Genomic DNA, 21,886 nt, shown 5'->3' on the forward strand with positions numbered 1-21,886 from the left:
AGTAAGCTGGCAGTTGCCGCCTTCTTGCCCAGATCAGTTAAGAATGCGAAAAATAGCAATTGAACAGGGCGGTGGATCGTAAAAAAGGAGTGGATGTCTCCACTCCGTAAAAGTCTCATTTTTTCAGGATGTCACCAAGGCTGCTGCTTTTTTGCTCAAACAGATAGGCTCGTTACTTGCTGCCGTTTTTCTTCAAGCGTAGCATCTGGAAGCTTTGTTTTTCCAAGACGACACGCAAAATGCCGTCATTCAATTCCGCTGTTTTTCCATTGACGGGCACAACGTTGTTCGGGGTTGCTTCGGTATTGACGGCATGCAAGTCTGGGTGGTGCAACACTTGATGGGTAGCGATTTGCAATGAATCATATTGACGCAAGTCGCAAGTGAATTCGTTGGCATCCTGCAAATCCTTATTTACCAAGAAAAAGGTCAAATAGTCATCTTCGTTTTCGATCGTAATGGCATCCACATAAGAAGCTTTTCCGTGGCTGCTATCGAAATCAGCTCCTCGAAGGATGCTATGCAACACGTGACCGCGACCATAGTTGCTGATCATTTCATAGGGATAAAAAATCGTTTGTTTCCAAGCGGCAGTATCGGAAGTCATGATCGGTGCGATCACGTTGACCAGCTGTGCCATGCAGGCGATTTTGACGCGATCTGCGTGCTGAAGCATCGTGATCATCATGCTTGCGACGAGTAACGCATCTTCAAAGTGATAGACGTCTTCTAATTGTGGTGGGTGTTGACTCCAAGGTTCAATTTTTTGATCCTGTTCATTTGAGTGATACCAGACGTTCCATTCGTCGAAGGAAATATTGATGGTCTTCTTGCTTCGGCGTTTGGCTTTCACCGCATCACAGATCGCTGCGACTTGGCTGATGAACTGATCCATTGCGACATTGCTTGCTAGATAATCTTGGCTATCGCCGTTACGGTTGCCATAATATTGGTGCATGGAAATGTAGTCGACTTGATCGTAACAATGACTTAATACTGTATCTTCCCACATGCCAAAGGTCGGCATCGTGAGAGAAGAACTACCACAAGCGACGGTTTCGATCGTTGGGTCCACCAGACGCATCACTTTGCCAGCTTCTTCTGCGAGACGGCCATATTCATCGGCTGTTTTATGTCCTTCTTGCCAAGGACCGTCCATTTCATTGCCTAGACACCAAAGTTTGATGTCATGAGGATCGGCCACCCCATGGGCACGACGGAGGTCACTATAATAGCTGCCGCCTTTTAAATTGGTGTATTCAATCAAGTTTTTCGCTGCTTCGATTCCTCGTGTCCCAAGATTGATCGCCATCATCGGTGCCGTATTGACTTGTTTGGTCCAATCCATAAATTCGTTTAAGCCAAACTGATTGCTTTCGATTACCCGCCAGGCCAAATCGATTTTTGCTGGCCGTTGCTCTTTAGGGCCGACACTATCTTCCCATTTATACCCAGAGACGAAATTGCCTCCTGGGTAACGGACGATCGGCACATTCAACTGCTTGATCAAGGCAGCGACATCTTGACGAAAGCCTTGCTCATCGGCAAAAGGACTTTCTGGTTGATAGATCCCTTCGTACACACAGCGCCCTAAGTGCTCCACAAAAGAGCCATAGATCCTTTCGTCGACTGGTGCCAAAATAAAGTGTTTGTCTAAATACATCGTAGTTTTCTTCAATTTTGCAACCCCTTTCTTTTCTTTCATTGTAGCGATAGTCCTTGAAAATAAACACTACATTCTGTCTTATTCTATTGACGTTTTGTCCGTTTTCTTTATACTAAAGGCAAGTAGGAAGGAGTGAGAAGTTGAACGTAACCTATTCAGGATTTCAAATGCACAATGCTGTTTCCGATCATATTTATCGACCCTCTGGCTTAAAGCATTATCTTTTCGTGTTGACGTTGTCTCCAATGGTTTTCACTTTTGAAGATGGTCATCAAGAAACTAGTGAAAAAGGTAGCTGCATTCTTTTTCCTCCAACCGTCTATCAAGATTATCGTGGCAAAGAAGATTTTTTTAATAGCTTTGTTGAGTTTCAAACGGATCAGGTGATCGAAAAAACCTATGCGATCCCTTGCAACCAACTGTTCCAGCCGAAAAACATTCAACAAATCAACAAATTGATCCAAAAGATCAATCATGAATCCTTGTTGCCACAACGGCACACGCAAGAATTGATTGCGGCGTATATGACAAATCTATTGGTCTTACTTGAACGCAATTTTGAAGAAAGCATTCCGCAACCACAACACGAACACTATCAACTGTTTCAAGCGATGCGGTTGAAAATGTTAGTCAATTGCGAACAGCAATGGGATTTTTACCAGTTTAGCCGAGAGCTTTCCATCGGTAAAAGCCAGTTCTACAAGCTCTATCAACAGTTTTTTCATACCACGCCCAAAGAAGATTTATTGCAAGCTCGGTTTCAAAAGTTTTTTTATCTACGCAGCAACGAAACACTAACGATTCGAGAGGCGGCGTTTCAATCTGGGTTCCAAAACATCAACCATTTTAATCGGCTCTTTGCGAAGCGCTATGGCTGTGCACCCACAAAGTACCAACAGGAGCAATAGTCAGGGGTGATTGGTAAAAACGCAGAAAAAAGTCCGACGAATTCTTGACGGATGAAAGAGAAAACGGGACAATGTCATTAGGAGGTGGCATATGGATATAGAAATGATCGTAAGCGAACTTTCTAAACGTTCAAGTGAATTGGAAGCGCTACAAAGAAAATTGAGTCAAAGCCAATTAATGAATAATGAAGCGGCACAAACGTTCATTTTTGACTTAAAGGATTATTTAGATAGCTTAAAGCTCATAACAGATTTAGTACCGTCAGCGGCAACTACAACAGTGGAAGTTGACCAGTTGTCGTACGTCTTAGGTGAACAAAATCAAAGCATCCAGCAGCTGCTGGTTATTTTGGAAGAAGCCGAAGCAAATGACGACCAGCGCTTTTTCGGTAAAAGTGCGGGAGAAGTGCGGCGGATGATTGGCAGTCTGTCTGGGATCCTGGAACTAAACGGTCTGTTGCTGCAAGACAATCGTGGCTTTCAGCAAGTCGTGAAGGAAACTGGACCGCTTCAGGTGACTGAAACAAAGGAAGTCTCTGAGAAAAAAGGATTTCTCCAAAAGCTTTTCGGGAAATAAGCACTGATCGTCAATCAAAACATGAATCACTTGTACCAAAAAAACGGCGCTTCACAATGTGTGAAGAACCGTTTTGTGGTACAAGTATTTTTTTGCTCTTTGCCAATAGAAACGGAGGGGGCAGAAGGTACCGACGCTGAAACGTTAGACTGAAAGCGAACTTCTGGGGGGACATTCTTCAATCCAGTAAATTAGAAAGGTGTTTTCGGTAGCTTTTCTACTAGCATTTGCCAGTAATTTTTTGCTAGTAGTTAAGCTGAATAGTTTTTCTCTGATCCCCTTGGCTCATTGTTATTTTGTCCGCTGTGATAGTGACATCAAAGGGTGGGATCTGATCAGAAAAGGCATTGCCTAAACACGCAACGAGCCATTCCTGTTGTCCGGCGAGAACGGTTTTGCTTACTTGAGGGATGACTGTTCGACTATAAAGTAGATTCGTGTTGGGTTCTGGCATCAGGAGGGTACCCTCTTGATGCGTCGCGAAGGTTTTGATACCAACACAGCCAACCGAGCTTTGATAAAAGGTGCCTTCTTTGCTAGAAAACGCAGTACCATCAGCCGGTGCTGCAAAGCTGCCATTGACCAGTTGCAACCTTCGATCCGTTTGAATCCGATGGTAACGCAGATGCCAAGGATACATCGGAATCACAAAGGTTTCGATGATGACCTGTTCGTAGGGACGCCAGCGACTATAGACGTAGTCATCTTCAATCGCAAAGGCTTCATAACCAAAAGCCGTTTTAAAATCCGTCTGCCCTTCTGAGATCGCCAATGTATTATCATAAGCACCTTGTTTCAATAAAACGGTTGCTTTCGGTACGCTAAACCCAAACGTTGTCGAATACACAAACTTTTCGTATTTGGCATTGCCGTGAGCATGTTCGTGGGAATGCTGCCCCGCCGTGAAAGCTTGCAATTCTGTCCCTTCTTGGTTATGCACCAAGAGCATCCGACTATGCGGATTGCGCACCTGTGGGGCAAAGGTTGACACCTGCTCCTCAAGCGTCCAAAATTCAGCATCCGCTGGGATTGCCAATACACAGAAATTTTTGAAAGCCCAATAAGGCGATCCTGGTGCGTTATAGCCTTCAGCCATATTTAGGTTGGGGTAGGCATAGCCAATACTTAAAAAGCCTTCTTGCGTAAAGATTGGTTGGCGAAACCAGTAACGCATATTTTGTAACAGTAAATATTTTCCTTCATTTTTTGTGAAGCCTTCATATTCTATATCGGCGAAAGCACCGACGGCAAAGAAACTTGATTGCGCAAACCGATACGTTAGACTACGACCAAAAGGCAATGCCGCACCGGTTTTCGTGAACCACTGCTTAAAGGATTGCGCAAACGTAGCGGCTCTTTGACGGTAGCTAAACTGATACGGGCATTGGGAACGACAAGTAAGAACACTGTAAAGGAGTCCGTAGTATTGCATCCCAAAAGGAATATAATAGTCGATTTGGTTTTCATAGCCATCAAAATACCAGCCGTCTGCTAAGTAATACCTCTCGATCTCTTCTTGATCAGCCAAAAGGGTGGTTTCTACAAAAGGCAATGCTGCCATTTCAAAGAAGGTATTGACTAAAATCCGAAAGAAGAGCCAATTGGTTTTAGGGATCGTGTGCTGATTGATCTGGTTGAGCCAATCAAAGAGATTCGTTTGCTCTCTTGGTGTGAGGCGATCCCAAAAGATCGGTTTAGTAAAAATCAAATAGCTAGCAAGGGCACCCATCTCCACAAACAATTGGTCGTAGTCATGCAGTTTTCCCCAGTATTCCTGAGAGGTCGGGGTGGTGCCTGCAACGATCCCGGCATTGGCTTGTTGAAAAAGTTTTGGGTAACGAAGACACGCTTCTTCTTGGCTGAACAATGGGCCCAATCCCCAGAGTGTCCGTAAAAAGCCTTCGATGTCACTCTTTTCCTGAGTGTACACCGCTCCTGAATTTCCTAGGTGGACCCTCCCGGGAGTTCCTTGTTGTGCCATACATTCGTATATGGGAGTGACCAGATCAACGAGGGCCTCTTCTAGATCGGTTTTGGTTCGAAGAGGGTTCTTACTTAATGCTTCTTGGAAGTTTCTCATGCAAACAGCTCCTTTTAGTTGTTATTTTACTTTATTTAGTAAAATAAAGAAATGGAAACTGTTACATTTCGTGATTTTAAGTAAAAAAATAGTAAAAAATCACTGAAAACAGTTACATTTTTTGTCGACATCGCTATAATGGAGAAAATACGAGAGGAGCTACATGCAATGACCCAGATTTCCTTAACGATTTATGACCAAAAGCATCAAGTAAAAAAAGGCAAACGAACACCTGAAAGTGAACCTACCCTTCTTCAAGCGACGGCGGAAGACTTTGTCACGTTGGCATCCCAAGAGTATTGTTACGAGGACGGAGATAAAATCGTTGTCTCGCTCTCACGCAGTGGACAATTTGTGTGGGTCACACTCGATGAAACGCTGGCGACTACTTTGGTGTACATCAAAGGCAACGAGTGGATCTACCCCGTACATCTTAGTGAAAATGCCAAAGAAGCCGCGCCAGAAGGCCGTTTTGCTGGGAAAAGCCATTATTTGAGTGTGCGGGTAGCAACAAAAGAAGAACTAGCGGCTTACCGCAATGTCGCCTTAAACCCTCATGATCAAAAAGAATTCTTGGGTGCCTATCCGCATGCCCATGCCAATGTTGAAACAAGAGATGATGCGACGTTTTTCGCTTGTAACGCTATTGATGGCATTTTTGCCAATACGTCTCATGGCAATTATCCCTATGGCTCATGGGGGATCAATCAACAAGCAGATGCCGCTTTGACGATCGACTTTGGTCATGAGGTCCGCATCGACCAATGTGCGCTTACGTTACGGGCGGATTTTCCCCATGATAGCTATTGGCAACAAGTCACGTTGGCGTTTTCCGACGGGAGTCAAGAAATCTTGCAGACGGTCAAAAGCAGCCAGCCTCAACGGTTTTCTTTCCAGCCGCGAACGGTCACTTGGGTGAAATTGCATGAGCTGATCCAAAATGACGATCCCTCACCATTTCCAGCGTTGACCCAAATCGAAGTCTTCGGACGCTCCATTCAGGAGGAAAACGCATGAATCCAGCAGATGTAAAAGAAGAAATTTTACAGGCAGCACAGGCGTACCTTGACACTGGTGAGGTTCCCTATTTGCCTTATCAAGGCTATCAAGAGTATCTCGAATCGGGGAATCGTGTTGTCTTCGAATCCCATTATTTTGCCCGCCGACGGATGTTGGTGGTTTTAGGACTTGCTTATGAAATGGAGCGTAAGGCAGCGATCAAAGTGCTGCTGGAGCAAGTGATTTGGGAAATCTGCAATGAATATACATGGTGTCTGCCAGCGCATCTGCCGATTATCGATGGCCAGTTTTCTTCGCAAGCGCGCCACACAGTCGATCTTTTTGCAGCTGAAACTGGGCAATCCTTAGCAGAGTTGTTTATGTTGGTTGGGGGAGACCTTTCACCAGTCATCACAGAACGAGTGTTGTATGAGATCGATCAACGGCTTTTTTTACCCTTCGAGGAGCAAACCTGGGAGTGGGAGACAAAAGAGAATAATTGGTCCGCAGTTATTGGTGGCTGTCTTGGAATGACGGCGCTCTATGTATTGCCGAAAAAAAGCGAGCGACAATTGGGGATGATCAAACGATTGGATACTGCAATGCAAAGCTATCTCAACAGCTTTGGCGAAGATGGGGCTTGTGTGGAAGGTGTCGGATACTGGGCGTATGGGTTTGGTTATTTTCTGTATTATGCGCAATTGTTGGCAGAAGTATTGCAAGAAGATACCTACCTAAAGCAGCCTAAAACCAGAAAAATTGCTGCTTTTCCTTACTACACGATGATTTCTCCAGGGCATTACATTCCTTTTTCTGATTATTCGGCGATCGAACTGCCTAGTGGCTTGGTCAGTTATTGCTACGAGCATTTGGGCGTGGCGGTTCCCCAGTTATCGGGGGTCAGTCCGTTAGATATTGATCCTTGCTACCGGTTTGCCCACAGCTATCGAAATTTGTATTGGCATAACGAAGCGATCACACGTGAAACGAATGCCTCGTTTCATCACTATTTTGAACAAGCGCAGTGGTTCATGGCAAAAGATGTGCAGCAGAATCTTTTTTTTGCTGCCAAAGGGGGGAGCAATCAAGAAAGCCACAATCATCTAGATGTCGGTCATTTTGTATTAGGAACGACAGAGGAGTTGTTTCTGACGGACCTTGGTGCAGGGGAGTACACCAAAGAGTATTTTGACGAGAACACGCGCTATGACTACTTTCCCGCAGCCGCAATCAGTCATTCGCTGCCAATCATCAACCAGCACACCCAATGCCCAACAGCCGAGGAAGCAACGGTGCTACAGGTTAATGAACAGCAATTTGACTTAGACCTCAGTGCGTTCTATCCGAAAGCAGCGGTCACTGAATACCAGCGGCGCTTCGTGGTCTCGCAGCAACAAGTAACGATCGAAGACCATTTTGTCTTTGACGAGCACCAACCAAAGAATCTGGTGGTGGAAAACTTTATTACGAACATACCACCAATGGTGCAAGATAAGACCGTTCAACTAATGACAAAAAAAGCACGCTGTGTTCTTGGTTTTACCAGTGATAAGATCCAAATACAGCCAGTCACTTATCAAGACCACCATGGTGTACAGGCACAAGCGTATTTGATCCAAGCCGAATACGCGCTTGAGCAGACAGGGGAAATCAAAACGACCATTAAAATAAAAAAAGGGTGAGAAGGATGCGGTGCTTCCTTGCAATGACGTTGATCAATGCAAGAAGACACCGCAGCTTCTCAGCCTTCTTTTGGTTTTGCGGTAGATTGACGAATCACCAGCTGTGTACTTAAAAAGATGCGTCTGGCGATCCCAGGATTTTCGATGCGGTTATAGAGTAGCTCTAACCCCGTTTCACCCATCTCTTCAGTAAATGCTTGGACTGAAGAAAGGGGTGGAGAGACATAGCGGGACACCGAAATATCGTTGATGCCCATAACACTGATGTCTTCAGGAATCTTGATTCCATGAGCCGTTAGCGTATGAATGACCCCGATTGCAAAGGCATCATTGGCTGCCAAAATCGCAGTCGGCAAGCGGTCTTGCCACAAAGCCAAAGCCTGCTCCGTTAATTCTTCCCCCGTTTGGACATCCAACCGACTATTTTCTTTCACGATGAAATAATCCTCATCAAACAGCTGATAATGCTGCATCATATCGACATAGGTGTTGACCGTTGGCGTTTTGTACCGCCGATACCCATACATATTTTGACTTTCCTCGGCGCCGATAAAGGCGATTTTTTGATGACCAAGTCCCATCAAGTGAGAAAGAGCCAACTCCGTTGCTTGCGTAAAATCGGTATTGACAGAATCGTAGTCATCCAGCGGAAAGTTACTGCCAATCACACAGAGGTTGGGGTGTAGCTCATGGAGCTTCTTGACCCGCTCTTCTGTAAACTTGCCGATTGCCAGTAAGCCGTCGACGGACTGGATCACTGACTCGTCAAGGTTGGAGATTTTTAACAGATCGCAACCCAGTTCGGCGGCGCGTTTTTCCACACCTAAACGAATCGACATATAGTAAATGTCTTCCAATTCTTCATCATCCATCCGCCACTGAACGATCCCGATCGATTTGTTGTGTTTTTTTGGTACATCCACTGGTAGTTCACGCTGCTTTTGCTTGTTTTTGTATTTCGTATAATTTAGTTTTTCAGCTGCCTCGAAAATCTTTCGTTTGGTTTCTTCGGTCACTGAAAGACTAGGATCGTAGTTCAGAACCCGTGATACGGTTGATATTGATACCTCAGCTATGGTCGCTATGTCGGTAATCGTAGCCATAGAATCCCTCCTCCAATGCTTCTCCTCTTCAGTATATTTCTTTTTAGTAAAAAAACCAAGAGAGAAATTGCCCTCAAGTAAAAATTTTACTTTTTTTAGGAAAAACTATTGATTATTTTCCTAAAAAAAAGTATGATTTGAAATGAAGAAAGCGTTTTAAAAATGAGGGTGGCATGAATGAAGTGGATTAATTCGTTATTTATCCTGGGTCTACTTATGGGGTTGACTGCTTGTTCTCCAAATGAAGCAACGCAGACGCAAGCATTTTCCCAAAGCAGCGAAAAGCAATTAAAAGAACGAGCGCTTTGTTATTCTGACGAAGATTTTTCGCAAGGTGTCGTCCCGTTGCATGAATTCGTGAAGCTATCTGGCACCATCGTAAAGAGTGATGCGAAAACAGCAGACATTGAGAAAGGGGATCGATTTATTCTAGAAACAGCGGCTGGACAGTACCAAGTATTCAATGAACAAAGTCAACAACTGAAACTGCAAGATGTGGTGACGGTCTACGGAGAATATTATGGTTTTATTAAAGCGACATTGATTGAAAGGAAGGATGCGGATGCAATCACAGAAGCTGCAGCAATTGAAAAAGAATAAATTTGAAAGTTATGAAGATGTAGTAGCCGGCTTCAAAACGATCATGGATCAACTCAAACCCGCTTTTGCAAGCAGTCGTCCCGGTCATTTGGCTTTAGGTAGCCATGGGACTGTCTATGAGAAAGAGGTACAGGAACTTGAAGCGTTCTTGCGACCGCTTTGGGGACTCGCGCCTTATCTAACCCAGCAAGAAGATTCATTCATGGAAACCTATCTCTCAGGAATTATTGCGGGTACAGATCCAGAGAGTCCCGATTATTGGGGTGTTGTGGAAGACTTCGACCAACGAATCGTGGAAATGGCTTCGCTAAGTACCTTTTTACTATTAAACAAGGAAAAAACGTGGGATGTTTTATCCCAACGCCAAAAAGATAATCTCCATGCGTGGCTGATCCAAGTCAATCAACGAGAAATTCCCGCAAACAATTGGCATTTCTTTCGGGTTCTCGTCAATGTAGCCATGAAGCGTTGTGGCAGCAGATTTTCCCAAGAAAAAATCGATGCTGACTTGGCATTGATCGAGACCTTTTATTTAGGGGAAGGATGGTACTGTGACGGAGTAGCCACTCAAATCGATTATTATGTATCTTTTGCGATCCACTACTATAGTCTTCTGTACTGTCGATTTGTCCCTGAAGATCTTGAAAGGACAACGAAGTTCAAACAACGAGCCACCGATTTTGCTGGAACCTTCAAGCATTGGTTTGCAGCAGGTGGTGCCGCCGTTCCTTTTGGTCGAAGTTTGACGTATCGCTTTGCGCAAGTTTCTTTCTTCAGCGCATTGGTTTTTGCGGATGTTGAAGCATTGCCATGGGGAGAGATCAAGGGGTTGATCAGTCGTCACCTGCATCAGTGGATGCAGCAAGACATTTTTACTTCCGAAGGGATACTGACGGTCGGCTATTCGTACCAGAATCTGATCTTTGCCGAAGGTTACAATGCACCAGGTTCGCCTTATTGGGCGTTAAAAACCTTTCTTTTGTTAGCGGTACCAAAGGAGCATCCCTATTGGCAAGCTACTCCCACGCCATTAGCGATCGCTGAAAGAACACTGGCTCATCCCATCAGTAAGAACTTTTATCAACACAATCAAGACTTGACGCATGTCTTGATGTTTCCTGCAGGACAATTTATCAACTATCAAAGTCATGCCAGCAGCAAATATAGCAAATTTGTCTACTCAACGACGTTTGGCAATAGCGTGCCCAAGAGCAATTATTGGTTTTATGAAGGAAATTATGACAACACATTGGCTTTGTCAGAAGATGACCATTACTTTCGCACCAAAGGATTGGATCGCCAGTATCAGCTTTTACCTGATCGGATCATTCATGAATGGGATCCGTGGGAAGACGTGAAGATAAAAACAACGATCATTCCACTGATAGGCAGTCACCTTCGCATTCACGAGATCAATTCTCAGCGCGCCCTTTCTTTCTATGAAGGTGGATTTTCATCACCGAAAGAGCCTACTGCCATCACTGAAAAAACCGCAAGCAGCGCTGCGGTACGAACATCGATCGGCTATTCGAAAATCGAGGCGATCGCTGGCTATGAAACGAGCGATGTCCTACGAACGGAGCCAAATACGAACCTCTTGTATCCTGCAACGTGGCTGCCGTATCTAACTGCTCAACGACAAGCGGGAAAGCACCTGTTCGTTTCCCTCGTCACCGGCTTGCTTCCACAAGAACAAGAACAAGCAGTGACCGTCGAAGTGACAACAAACAACATTACGATCAATCAATCCGGACATATGATCCAGGTTGAGCGAATAGGAGGAAAAAATGGAAACCAGCTATGACGTACAGCTATCACAATGGGTAGCCGAGCAAATCGACTTCACCGTTAATCAAGTAAGAAAGAATACTAAGACCTTTGACACGTTGGTCCCACCTGCAGCAAGTGAACAGCTTGTCTATCGACCAGAAGCCAACCATGACTGGACGGCGAGTTTTTGGACTGGCATGTTGTTTTTGAGTAAAGAACTGACGGGATCAACAGAACTTGATGAAACCATCGAAAAACAGCTGCACTCTTTCCAAGAACGATTGAACCAAAGAATTGGATTAGAAACCCATGATATCGGGTTTTTGTATAGTTTGACTGCGATTGCCGACTATCGAGTGAACGGACGGGAATCTTCGAAAAAACTCGCGATTGCCGCTGCCGATCTATTGATGGCCCGTTACTCACCCAAAGCCCAGATCATTCAAGCGTGGGGCAATCTCGATGATCCGCAACAACGGGGGCGCATCATTATTGATTGCTTGATGAATTTGCCGCTATTGTATTTTGCTTCCCAAATGACGGGGGATGAATCCTACAAACAAGCAGCCTATGCTCATGCCAAGCAGACCCAGAAATACATCGTGCGAGACAACGCCACGACGTACCACACCTATTACTTCGACGTTGAAACTGGAGCGGCGATCGGCGGCAATACCCAACAAGGCTATGCCGATGATTCCTGCTGGGCGAGAGGGCAAGCGTGGGGAATCTACGGATTTACGCTGAGTTACCTTTACACCGGTGATACCAGTTTCTTGAAGACTGCTCAAGACCTTGCGGATTACTTTATTGCTGAATTACCGGCGGACAAGGTCAGTTATTGGGATTTAGTGTTTAACGATGGTAGTCAGGAAGAAAGGGATAGTTCGGCCGCCGCCATCGCAGTCTGTGGATTGCTAGAACTGGCGAAACATTTACCGATCACGCAGCCAAACCAAGCCACCTATCAGGAAAACGCCTTGGCGATCTTGGCGTCGTTAGCCCAAAACTATACAACGATCGACCATCCCGAATCAAACGGACTTTTGATGCATGGGGTTTATGACAAGAATTCCCTCAAAGGGGTCGATGAATGCATGATCTGGGGCGATTATTATTATATGGAAGCGCTGATGCGGGTGTCACAAAGTTGGTATTCCTATTGGTAGTTTTAGGGGCGACCCTTTAAAAAAATGTTTAATGGAGGAATGAACATGCACTTTTTGAAAAAAGGTTTATTAGCAGCAACGATGTTTGGGACGATCGCAGCCTTGGCAGCGTGTGGAGGCGGAGCGACAGATGATTCCGCTGCTTCTGAAGATGGCGACATCAAATTGACCGTAACCACTTGGAATTACGATACGACACCTGAATTCGAAAAACTATTCCGTGCCTTTGAAGAAGCGAATCCAGGCATTACCGTTGAACCTGTCGATATTGCTTCAGATGATTATGATACCAAGCTGACGACGATGCTCTCTTCAGGAGATACGACAGATATTTTGACCATGAAAAATTTACTTTCTTACTCTAATTATGCGTTGCGGGACCAATTGGTGGATCTCACCGACCATATCGGATCATTGGATATTGCCCCAGCGCAAGAAAGCTATGACATGTATGACGTAGAAGGCAAAACCTATGCACAACCGTATCGGACGGATTTTTGGGTCTTGTATTATAACAAAAAAATGTTCGATGAAGCAGGCTTAGACTACCCATCAAACATCACCTGGGACGAATATGAGGAGCTTGCCAAGCAGCTAACAAAACCAGACGAACAAATTTATGGTGCGTATCAACACACGTGGCGTTCCACTACCCAAGCGATCGCAGCTGCCCAAAATGGCGCCAACTTGATCGATCCTCAATACGACTACTTGGAAGCGTACTATGATCGTGCATTGCGGATGCAAGACGAAAAAGCGCAAATGGACTTTGGGACAGCAAAATCAACGAAAGTTACGTATCAATCACAATTTGAAAATGAAAAAGCAGCCATGATGTACATGGGAACTTGGTATATGGGAGCGTTGATGACCAATATCGACGATGGCAAGACAGATGTCGAGTGGGGCATTGCGGAAATGCCGCAAAATGAAAAAGGGGAAGTAACGACATTTGGTTCTCCGACTGCTTTTGCCATCAATAAAAATTCAAAACATCAAGAAGCTGCACAAAAATTCTTAGACTTTTGTTCTGGTGAAGAAGGCGCCAAAGTATTAGCAGAAGTCGGTGTCGTTCCTTCGTATAAGACTGACGCCATTGATGAACTTTACTTCTCCCGTGAAGGCATGCCCGCCGATGAAGTATCGAAAAAAGCCTTCAATCCAGAAACCGTCGCGATCGAGTTTCCTGTCGATGAAAATGGACCAGCGATCGACAAAATCTTGCAAGAAGAACATGACTTGATTCTTGTAGGGGATGAAACACCAAAAGAAGGCATTGCGAATATGGAAAAAAGGGTGAAATCTGAAACCGAATAGTCCTAACGAGAGAAGGGACTTGGGCAAAAAAGTTCCTTCTCTTTATTAATGAAAGGGGGCCTGCTGGCAAGCAGCAGGAGACAAATATGGAAATAACCTCAAAATCAAAAGCAGCCAATAAGTTGAAACGCAAAAATACGCTAACCGCGCTGTCTTTTATTGCACCGAACTTTATCGGCTTTTTCTTATTTACCTTAGTGCCAGTTGTGTTCTCATTGATTCTGGCTTTCATGGAATGGGATTCCTTTAGTTCGCCTGAATTTGTGGGAATGAAAAATTTCAGCAAAATGCTAGGGGACGACACCTTTTGGATCTCGTTAAAGAACACCTTTCTCTATACGATTGGCGTCGTTCCATTAACGTTAGTATGTTCCTTAGGCTTAGCGATTTTATTGAATAAAAAAGTACGTGGAATGAAGTTTTTCCGTACTGCCTTCTTCTTTCCTTATGTCACCTCGTTAGTTGCGATCGCTGTCGTGTGGAACATGTTGTTTCACCCAACGATGGGACCAATCAATCAGTTTTTGAAATTTTTTATTGAAAATCCTCCTGGTTGGACCTCCAGCTCTGATTGGGCTTTGACGGCGATCATCATAGTCAGCGTCTGGCGTGGCATGGGGTATTACATGATCTTATACTTGGCAGGGCTACAAAGTGTGCCAAAGGAATTGTATGAAGCGGCTTCGATCGATGGGGCCAACAAGTGGCAGCAGTTTCGCAACGTGACGTTGCCGTCCTTACGACCAACGACCTTCTTTGTTTCGATCATGCTGGTCATAAACTGTTTCAAGATCTTCGATTTGGTCCAAGTCATGACTGCCGGCGGACCCGGTCGAGCCACCAATGTCTTGGTGTATCAAATTTACAACGAAGCGTTTGTGAAATTTAATTTTGGTTACGCGTCTGCGATCGCCATGGTCTTGTTTGTGATCGTTTTGGGCATCACGGTGATCCAGTTTAAGTGGAACCAAAGACAAGAACGGGTGTAAGGAGGGAGTACCGATGGAAAATACACTGAGTAAAAAGAATGTTCAAGCCAAACCAAAACAAAAAGCCAAGCTGTCGATCGGCAGTGTCTCCTTGATTCTCTTATTAACATTTCTCGCGTTAGTGACACTGATCCCGTTTCTTTGGATGATCTCTGCTTCTTTTAAGACCAATAACGATGTTTTTAGCGTACCGATCCAATGGATTCCAAAAAGTTGGCACCCAGAAAACTATACGGTGATCTGGGATCGCATACCTTTGCTAACTTTTTTCAAGAACACAGCATTTTTGAGCATTATCATTACCTTGGTCCAATTGTTTACCTCTAGCTTTGCGGCCTATGGGTTTTCAAAGATGCATTTCAAAGGACGCGACCTGTTGTTTCTGACATACATCGGTACGATTGCGATTCCTTGGCAATCCTATATGATTCCTCAGTTCATCATGATGCGCCAGTTTGGGCTGACAGACACGCTTTGGTCTTTGGTCCTCTTACAAGCTTTCAGTGCCTTTGGCGTCTTTTTGTTGAAACAATACTATAGTAGTATTCCTGATTCACTGTGTGAAAGTGCGCGGATCGATGGCTTGAGTGAGTGGGGGATCTATCGAAAAATCATTCTACCACTGACGAAGCCCGCTTTAGCGAGTCTGACCATCATCACCTTCGTCAATACATGGAACGATTATATGGGACCATTTATCTACCTCTCCTCAACCGAAAACAAAACCATTCAGTTAGGGTTGAAAATGTTTGTCGGCTTATATGATGCCGAGTACGCCCTGATCATGGCAGCATCTGTGGTCTCCATTTTGCCAGTAGCGATCGTCTTTTTAGCAATGCAAAAATACTTCGTAGAAGGAATCGCTACTTCGGGAATGAAAAATTGAGGTGATCAATCATGTTTACCAAACCTACCTTTGAAAACAATCTTTACATGCGGATCTTCCGCTGGCTATATATTGGCTTTGCCCTGAATATCAGTTTTTGGGTCGTGAATACACCCTACACCCTCACGGCAATGTTCTTGGCAGTCGATCCTAGAAACCTCCTTTGGTTTGCATTGGCACTCTTGCTGATTGGGCCAAGCATGATCAGCCTCCTGGCTGCGATCGATCGCTTTGCAGAACACAAAGACATCGATCCAGTAAAAGATTTCTGCTGCTTTTTACGAACCTTTGCCGTGCGCGGGTTTCTCTATTGGCTCATCGGCTGGTTGGGAAGTGTCATTGCGATCGTGGATATTCTGTTTGCGGTTCAATTTGAAAGTGGCAAATGGCTCGTTCCTTTCTTTCTTTTGTTAGGAATGCTTTCCATAGCTCTTAGTATCAACGCGTGGTACTTCCAAGTGCGTAATCCAAAAGCCGCTAAGAAAGATGTCCTGCGTACCGCACTTTTTTTCACTTTGAAAAAATGGCCTTCTAGTTTGTTAGCAACCTGTTTGTTTGTTGCCGTTTTTGTCGCCTTGATTTTGAAGCCGCAATTTGGCTTTACTCTTTTTCCAGTCCTTTTTTTCGGACTCCTTTATTTAAATTTACGGAAATTTCAGATAAAATAGAAAGAAAGTCGTCTACGAATAAAGGAGACGACTTTTTTTAGGAGAAAGGGGGGGCTTGAAGATGGCAGAAACAGTCACACTTCAACCGATTATGGAAGAAATGATTGCTGAACTTTGGTCGATCAGCTATGGACCAAAGGCAGATTTAGAATGGAAAAAATGGGACGGACCGTATTTCCAAGACCCCGTGTTGACGTGGGAAGAATTTCGAACGGGGTTTGGCGCTAGCTGTATCGACAACCCGTTACGTAAAGCGATAAGCTATCAAGGAAGAATCGTAGGGATCGCTACCGCTTATTGGGAAGACAATACCTTGCAGCAGTGGTTGGAATTCGGGATAGCCATCTATGATGCTTCCCTTTGGAATCAAGGCATTGGCAGCCAAGCAATTCGCCAGTGGATCAATGATTTATTTGAATCACAGCTTCATATCCAGCGAGTCGGGTACACCACGTGGTCCGGTAATCACCGCATGATGAAACTAGGAGAAAAGCTAGGGATGACAAAAGAAGCCCAGATCCGCAAAGTCCGTTTCTGGGAAGGCACCTATTATGATTCCATCAAGTATGGCATCTTGCGAGAAGAATGGGCACAGCAGAAGTGAAGGTAGGGGATACGAAATTTTTTCGTGTCCTCTTTCGTTGTTGATGATTGATCAGATGCATTTTGCGTATAGTAAAGTACCTAGTAAAAAAAGGGCTGCTCTCCTAGCTGTATTTTGTAATTACAGTAATTACGTGGTAAAATAGACTATATATGTTATGAAGGAAAGGTGATTGTTTTGGATACAGTGAAAACAAGAAAGCAAGGAAATGCGGTAATGGTCACGCTAGCAAGTAAGTTTGAGATTCCTGCTGGTAAGACCTACTTTATCAGCAAAGAAGACGATGGTACGATTTCCTTGATTCCTAAGATCGATGATTATTTTTTAGCTGCTAAAGAGAAAGAATTTGTTGATGAAGAAGATATGCTAGCTGCTGATTTTATTGTTGAAGGCAAGCAGCTTGATGAATAGGATCGAACAAGGGACTCTTGTATTTATTGATTTTGATCCCTCGAAAGGGAGTGAAACCAAAAGGCGCAGGCCTGCTTTAGTCATCAGCAGGGATGAGTACATTTACACCTCAAATTTGATCATTGTTTGTCCAATAACGAGTACAGATAGGAAGCGTCCTTACTTTGTCGATATTCAACACGATAAATTGAAACCTGGGAGTAAAGTAAATACAAAGCAAGTTTATACGCTAGATTATTCCGAGCGTGGCAGTAGAAAGATTGAAATTTTAGGGAAACTATCAAAAAAAGAAATGATTAACGTTGCACAGCATTTTATGATGAACTTTAATTTTCCATTATAGTTAAAAAAACAGCAGGATGGAAAAAGTGAAGGACCCTCACAAAAAACGAGTGAGGGTCCTTCACTTTGATTTCCTAAGAATACAAGGTTTCAACAATAGAGAAAAGAAGATAGTGGAAAGATAAAAGTAAAATTTCAAAAATAGTCGACTTTCTGAACAATAACCATGTACTATCTCTATGTAATACTTTATAATAATTCCAATGTACAGATTAGAAATATTTTAAAAAAGTCGGGAATAGCGTTTGAAGTTCATTCTCAATTAGTCTAAAATAGTGAGAAAGAAAAGATACTGGAGGGAAAGAAATGTCAGTTTTAGAAATCAAAAATCTACACGTCCAAATCGAAGATAAAAAGATCTTAAAAGGCGTTGACTTAGTGTTAAAAACTGGAGAGATCCATGCCATCATGGGACCAAACGGTACAGGGAAATCAACCTTGTCCGCTGCCATCATGGGTAACCCGAATTATGAAGTGACAGAAGGGGAAATTTTGTTCGACGGCGAAAATGTCTTGGAAATGGAAGTGGATGAGCGGGCTCGTTTAGGTCTGTTCTTGGCGATGCAATACCCAAGTGAAATTCCAGGCATCACCAATGCGGAATTTATGCGGGCAGCGATCAATGCCAAACGTGACGAAGACGACAAAATCTCTGTCATGGATTTCTTGAAAAAATTAGATGAAAAAATGGATTTATTGAATATGCCAGAAGAAATGGCGGAACGCTATTTGAATGAAGGCTTCTCTGGTGGAGAAAAGAAACGAAATGAAATCTTACAATTGTTGATGCTAGATCCAACCTTTGCGATTTTGGATGAGATCGACTCTGGTCTAGATATCGATGCCTTGAAAGTCGTAGCAAAAGGCGTCAATGAAATGCGCGGTGAAGGCTTTGGCGCTTTGATCATCACCCATTACCAACGTCTGTTAAACTACATCACACCAGACGTGGTTCATATCATGATGGAAGGCCGTGTCGTGATGACCGGTTCGGCAGATTTAGCTAAACGCCTAGAAGCAGAAGGCTATGCTGGGATCAGTAAAGAGTTAGGGATCGACTACAAAGAAGAAGAAGCGTAAGGAGGCAAGGTAAATGGCAAAATTACAGGATTATCTTGAACAAGTCAACGTTTTTTCAGCGTTAAAAGAAGAGCCTGAATGGATGTTGGAATTACGCCAAGCAGCCCTTGCGAAAGTGGATGAACTTGCGTTTCCAAAAATCGAGCGGGTGCGTTACGAGCGTTGGCCATTGTTCAATATCGACGAACAAGCACTTGCTGGTGAGTACGCTTTGCCAGAAGAAGAAGTGGCAGGCGCAGTTCCCGCCTTTGACGCGATGGATAACCATCCGACTCTCGTTCAGTTTGATGACACCACCATCTTTGAGCAATTACCGCAAGAGCTGATTGACAAAGGCGTGATCTTCACCGACTTGTTTACAGCAATGAAAGAAGTACCAGAGTTGGTTAATCAATACTATATGACCAAAGCAGTGCCAATGGACGAAGACAAAATGACCGCAGCACATGCGGCGTTTATGAATAGCGGCATGTTCTTGTATGTACCAAAAAACGTGGTGATCGAAGAACCCCTTGAAGCGATTTTCTATCACAATGGCAATAGTCAAGCGCATTTCTTCAAACACATTTTGATCGTTGCTGATGAGCACAGTGAGTTCAGCTATTTGGAACGTTTCCAAACCAAAGGCGACCAAGCGAAAAAACTGTCAGGCAATATCGTAGTGGAAGTAATTGCCAAAGCAGGCGCGAAGGTCAAATTCTCTGCGATTGATCAGTTAGGTGTCAACATTACTACGTATATGAATCGTCGCGGCTACGTATTACGAGATGCGATGGTAGATTGGGCGATCGGAGTCATGAATGACGGCGACGTCGTGGCAGACTTTGATTCTGATCTTGTAGGCGAAGGCGCGCATTCGGAAGTCAAAGCGGTCGCAATCAGTGCTGGACGCCAAACACAAGGGATCGATACCCGCGTCACCAATAAAGCACCGCATTCCATTGGTCATATCCTGCAACACGGCGTTATCAGAGAACGCGGCGTCTTAACCTTTAACGGTATCGGACACATTTTAAAAGGAGCCAAAGGAGCGGACGCGCAACAAGAAAGCCGTGTCCTAATGCTTTCAGACCAAGCCCGTGGCGATGCTAACCCAATCCTTTTGATCGATGAGCACGAAGTAACAGCCGGACACGCAGCCAGTGTGGGACGGGTCGATCCAGAAGAAATGTACTACTTGATGAGTCGTGGGTTGCGCAAAGAAGAAGCGGAACGTTTGGTGATTCGTGGTTTCTTAGGATCCGTCTTGACCGCGATCCCAGTCAAAGAAGTGCAACAAGAATTGGTTGCCGTTATCGAAGGGAAGTTGCTCGCATGATCGATGCCCAAAAAGTGAAACAAGCGTTTCCCATCTTGGATCAGCTCGTAAATGACGAACCATTGATCTACCTCGACAATGCCGCCACTACGCAAAAACCAGAGGCGGTGCTGCAGGCGATCACCGATTATTACCATCAAGACAATGCCAACGTTCATCGTGGGGTCCATACCCTCGCAGAACGGGCGACCCATTCCTATGAAGGCGCACGGGAAAAAGTGCGCAGCTTTATCCATGCGAACGAAACGGCGGAAGTGCTGTTTACTCGAGGGACGACCACTGGTTTAAATTGGGTCTCCCGCAGCTACGGCGACCGTTTTGTCAATGAAGGCGATGAAATCGTGATTTCCTATATGGAACATCATTCCAATATCATCCCTTGGCAACAATTAGCAGCCCGAAAAAAAGCTACCTTGAAATATATCCAGCTGACGCCAGAAGGCACCTTGGACATGGAAGATGCCAAGAAACAGATCACAGAAAAAACCGCTATCGTTTCGATCGCTCATGTTTCCAATGTTTTAGGCGTGATCAATCCGATTGCGGAGCTAACCAAATTGGCGCATCAGCACCAAGCCGTCATGGTGGTGGATGGTGCTCAGGCTGTTCCACATATGGCAGTTGATGTCCAAGCACTGGATTGTGATTTCTATGCCTTTTCTGGCCATAAAATGTGCGGACCAACTGGCATCGGTGTCTTGTACGGCAAGCGGCAATGGCTGGATCAGATGGAGCCCGTCGAATTTGGCGGTGAAATGATCGATTTTGTCCATCTGCAAGAAAGCACGTGGAAAGAACTGCCGTGGAAATTTGAAGCTGGTACACCAAATATTGCCGGTGCGATCGGTTTAGGTGCAGCGGTGGATTACTTAACAGAAATCGGCTTAGAAAACATCCACGCCCATGAAGCAGACTTAGCTGCTTACGTTTTGCCAAAACTGCAAGCCATTGAAGGCTTGACCATCTATGGCCCCCAAGAAGCAGCAAAACGCACGGGAGTGATCGCCTTTAATCTAGCAGGCATCCATCCTCATGATGTTGCCACCGCTTTAGACATGGAAGGCATCGCGGTACGGGCAGGTCATCATTGTGCCCAACCCCTCTTGAGCTATTTGCAAGTCCCAGCGACTGCACGGGCCAGCTTTTACCTGTATAATACAAGAGAGGACGCCGATCGACTGGTTGACGCCATCAAGCTGACGAAGGAGTTTTTCCAACATGGCACTAACGAAATTAGATAATTTGTATCGACAAGTCATTCTGGATCATTCCAGCCACCCACATCATCGAGGCACCTTGGATGATTCAACGTACAAAGTCGAATTGAATAACCCTACCTGTGGCGATGTGATCCACTTGGAGCTCGCTGTCGAAGGAGACACCATCAAAGATATCGCGTTTACTGGCGAAGGCTGTTCCATCAGTACCGCCAGTGCATCCATGATGGGGGATGCGATTATCGGTAAGACACTAGCAGAAGCTGGTGAACTATCAGGCTTGTTTTCTGAGCTCGTCCAAGGAAACGACATTCCCCAAAGCGATCGCTTAGGCGATGCTTCCATGCTTGGAGGTGTGGCGAAGTTTCCTGCACGCATCAAGTGTGCGACTTTAGCTTGGAAAGCATTAGAAAAAGCCATTGCTGCTGACAGTACACAAGCATCTGTCAGTCACAGCCACGCCAATGAATCTGACACTGAAGAAACCAGCGAATAGACAA

Annotated in this window: 21 protein-coding genes; 18 read left to right on the forward strand and 3 right to left on the reverse strand. The window is 44.7% G+C overall.

Going from position 1 to position 21,886, the window contains the following annotated elements:
* Positions 1 to 172 precede the first annotated feature (172 nt).
* A complete protein-coding gene (gene arfA / locus IGI94_RS02365) occupies positions 173 to 1,705 on the reverse strand; it encodes an arabinosylfuranosidase ArfA (RefSeq protein ID WP_438899379.1) in 1,533 nt (510 codons plus the stop codon).
* Positions 1,706 to 1,806: 101 nt separating this feature from the next.
* On the opposite strand from arfA, the gene IGI94_RS02370 reads away from it, so the two are divergent.
* Both IGI94_RS02370 and IGI94_RS02375 read left to right on the forward strand, forming a co-directional pair.
* Positions 1,807 to 2,574: a helix-turn-helix domain-containing protein gene (locus IGI94_RS02370; protein ID WP_420680925.1), complete on the forward strand. Its 768-nt coding sequence runs from the start codon at positions 1,807 to 1,809 to the stop codon at positions 2,572 to 2,574.
* 91 nt (positions 2,575 to 2,665) lie between these two features.
* Positions 2,666 to 3,151, forward strand: coding sequence for a hypothetical protein (locus IGI94_RS02375; protein WP_086316848.1), 486 nt, complete (start codon positions 2,666 to 2,668; stop codon positions 3,149 to 3,151).
* Between the two features lie 244 nt (positions 3,152 to 3,395).
* Here IGI94_RS02375 and IGI94_RS02380 read toward each other — a convergent pair whose 3' ends face one another.
* Entirely contained in the window at positions 3,396 to 5,231 is a 1,836-nt protein-coding gene (locus tag IGI94_RS02380) for a DUF2264 domain-containing protein (protein ID WP_438899380.1), read from the reverse strand.
* A 168-nt stretch (positions 5,232 to 5,399) separates the two neighbouring features.
* On the opposite strand from IGI94_RS02380, the gene IGI94_RS02385 reads away from it, so the two are divergent.
* A complete protein-coding gene (locus tag IGI94_RS02385) occupies positions 5,400 to 6,248 on the forward strand; it encodes a hypothetical protein (RefSeq protein WP_010748758.1) in 849 nt (282 codons plus the stop codon).
* Positions 6,245 to 7,912, forward strand: coding sequence for a hypothetical protein (locus tag IGI94_RS02390; RefSeq protein ID WP_438899381.1), 1,668 nt, complete (start codon positions 6,245 to 6,247; stop codon positions 7,910 to 7,912). Before IGI94_RS02385 ends, IGI94_RS02390 begins: the two co-directional genes overlap by 4 nt.
* Positions 7,913 to 7,971: 59 nt before the next feature.
* Here IGI94_RS02390 and IGI94_RS02395 read toward each other — a convergent pair whose 3' ends face one another.
* Complete coding sequence (locus IGI94_RS02395; protein WP_005232137.1) at positions 7,972 to 9,015, reverse strand: LacI family DNA-binding transcriptional regulator; 1,044 nt, start codon at positions 9,013 to 9,015, stop codon at positions 7,972 to 7,974.
* A 177-nt stretch (positions 9,016 to 9,192) separates the two neighbouring features.
* Between IGI94_RS02395 and IGI94_RS02400 the strand changes: the two genes are divergently transcribed.
* From IGI94_RS02400 to sufU, 14 genes are all read left to right on the forward strand, one after another.
* On the forward strand, positions 9,193 to 9,615 hold the full coding sequence (locus IGI94_RS02400) for a hypothetical protein (RefSeq protein ID WP_074535302.1): 423 nt from the start codon (positions 9,193 to 9,195) through the stop codon (positions 9,613 to 9,615).
* Positions 9,578 to 11,419 (forward strand): DUF2264 domain-containing protein, encoded by a 1,842-nt coding sequence (locus tag IGI94_RS02405; RefSeq protein ID WP_438899382.1) that lies wholly within the window; start codon positions 9,578 to 9,580, stop codon positions 11,417 to 11,419. Before IGI94_RS02400 ends, IGI94_RS02405 begins: the two co-directional genes overlap by 38 nt.
* Positions 11,403 to 12,554: a glycoside hydrolase family 88 protein gene (locus IGI94_RS02410; RefSeq protein ID WP_438899383.1), complete on the forward strand. Its 1,152-nt coding sequence runs from the start codon at positions 11,403 to 11,405 to the stop codon at positions 12,552 to 12,554. The genes IGI94_RS02405 and IGI94_RS02410 overlap by 17 nt, the downstream gene beginning before the upstream one ends.
* Before the next feature lie 45 nt (positions 12,555 to 12,599).
* Positions 12,600 to 13,871 (forward strand): ABC transporter substrate-binding protein, encoded by a 1,272-nt coding sequence (locus IGI94_RS02415; RefSeq protein WP_034857867.1) that lies wholly within the window; start codon positions 12,600 to 12,602, stop codon positions 13,869 to 13,871.
* An 86-nt stretch (positions 13,872 to 13,957) separates the two neighbouring features.
* Positions 13,958 to 14,860 carry a carbohydrate ABC transporter permease gene (locus IGI94_RS02420; protein WP_005232126.1) on the forward strand — a complete coding sequence of 301 codons (903 nt, stop codon included), beginning with the start codon at positions 13,958 to 13,960 and terminating at the stop codon, positions 14,858 to 14,860.
* A 13-nt stretch (positions 14,861 to 14,873) separates the two neighbouring features.
* Complete coding sequence (locus IGI94_RS02425; RefSeq protein WP_086332981.1) at positions 14,874 to 15,746, forward strand: carbohydrate ABC transporter permease; 873 nt, start codon at positions 14,874 to 14,876, stop codon at positions 15,744 to 15,746.
* Between the two features lie 11 nt (positions 15,747 to 15,757).
* Positions 15,758 to 16,414, forward strand: coding sequence for a DUF624 domain-containing protein (locus tag IGI94_RS02430; protein ID WP_086332982.1), 657 nt, complete (start codon positions 15,758 to 15,760; stop codon positions 16,412 to 16,414).
* 61 nt (positions 16,415 to 16,475) lie between these two features.
* Positions 16,476 to 17,018, forward strand: coding sequence for a GNAT family N-acetyltransferase (locus IGI94_RS02435; protein WP_086332983.1), 543 nt, complete (start codon positions 16,476 to 16,478; stop codon positions 17,016 to 17,018).
* Between the two features lie 186 nt (positions 17,019 to 17,204).
* Positions 17,205 to 17,429, forward strand: coding sequence for a type II toxin-antitoxin system PemI/MazE family antitoxin (mazE, locus tag IGI94_RS02440; RefSeq protein ID WP_422706597.1), 225 nt, complete (start codon positions 17,205 to 17,207; stop codon positions 17,427 to 17,429).
* Entirely contained in the window at positions 17,422 to 17,772 is a 351-nt protein-coding gene (locus IGI94_RS02445; RefSeq protein ID WP_086332985.1) for a type II toxin-antitoxin system PemK/MazF family toxin, read from the forward strand. Before mazE ends, IGI94_RS02445 begins: the two co-directional genes overlap by 8 nt.
* A 305-nt stretch (positions 17,773 to 18,077) precedes the next feature.
* Positions 18,078 to 18,851: a Fe-S cluster assembly ATPase SufC gene (gene sufC, locus IGI94_RS02450; protein WP_005232112.1), complete on the forward strand. Its 774-nt coding sequence runs from the start codon at positions 18,078 to 18,080 to the stop codon at positions 18,849 to 18,851.
* Positions 18,852 to 18,864: 13 nt separating this feature from the next.
* Complete coding sequence (gene sufD / locus IGI94_RS02455; protein ID WP_142973964.1) at positions 18,865 to 20,169, forward strand: Fe-S cluster assembly protein SufD; 1,305 nt, start codon at positions 18,865 to 18,867, stop codon at positions 20,167 to 20,169.
* Positions 20,166 to 21,410, forward strand: coding sequence for a cysteine desulfurase (locus IGI94_RS02460; protein ID WP_128489715.1), 1,245 nt, complete (start codon positions 20,166 to 20,168; stop codon positions 21,408 to 21,410). Before sufD ends, IGI94_RS02460 begins: the two co-directional genes overlap by 4 nt.
* On the forward strand, positions 21,388 to 21,882 hold the full coding sequence (sufU, locus tag IGI94_RS02465) for a Fe-S cluster assembly sulfur transfer protein SufU (RefSeq protein ID WP_005232105.1): 495 nt from the start codon (positions 21,388 to 21,390) through the stop codon (positions 21,880 to 21,882). The genes IGI94_RS02460 and sufU overlap by 23 nt, the downstream gene beginning before the upstream one ends.
* Positions 21,883 to 21,886: the final 4 nt, after the last annotated feature.

Origin of the sequence: Enterococcus sp. AZ149, assembly GCF_051714285.1 — a bacterium.
Classification (GTDB): domain Bacteria; phylum Bacillota; class Bacilli; order Lactobacillales; family Enterococcaceae; genus Enterococcus_D; species Enterococcus_D entomosocium.